The organism is Oleiphilus sp. HI0061 (genome assembly GCF_001635675.1).
In genome coordinates, this window is sequence record NZ_LWFE01001670.1 from 1 (window position 1) to 739 (window position 739).

1 protein-coding gene is annotated in these 739 nt (G+C 44.0%); it reads left to right on the forward strand.

Annotated features, from left to right (window positions below; genetic code table 11):
- Positions 1 to 19 precede the first annotated feature (19 nt).
- The coding region (locus tag A3735_RS25860; protein WP_231882657.1) for an SLBB domain-containing protein at positions 20 to 739 on the forward strand (720 nt) is incomplete at its 3' end.

Consider the following 739-nt stretch of genomic DNA (forward strand, 5'->3'; position numbering starts at 1 on the left):
GATTAGCTCCCTCTCAACCATGACCAATGCGCTAGTGCTGAGTGGTGGTGTTTCAGAGTTGGGTTCACTGCGTAATATTCAGTTAAAACGCAAAGGTAAGCTTATTCAATCGCTCGACGTATATGACCTACTGCTAAAAGGTGATACCTCTGGTGATGCCCAGCTCAAATCTGGTGATGTGGTATTTATTCCCGCTGTTGGCCCTCAAGTAGCAATAAAGGGCCAAATTAAACGCCCAGCATATTATGAGCTTAAAGGAAGCGGCTCCGTTTCTGATCTTCTGTCATATTCCGGTGGCATGTTGGCTTCTGCTTACCCTCAAGGTGCAACGCTTGAACGGGTTAACGAACAAAATGAACGTGAGTTTCTGAATCTAGACTTATCATTAAGTGCTGATATAAACCGTACTTTAAAAAATGGCGACCAGATTACCTTGCCTAAAATTCTGCCGAAGGTAGAAAATGTCATTAAAGTGGCTGGCCATGTAGAGCGTGCCGAAACGCGCCGTTGGACGCCCGGTTTACGAGTGAGTGATATCATTCAAAGTATAGAATACTTAAAGCCGGAGCCAGACCTAAATTATGCGTTAATTAAACGCTATTCAAAACCAGAGCGAACCTTAAGTGTTCACGCTTTCAGTGTCACAGATTCATTGAAATCTAAGCAAAGCGAAGCAGACCCAGTACTACAAGACCTAGATCAGCTGGTGTTCTTTGGTCTATATGGCGATCGTTCTGAA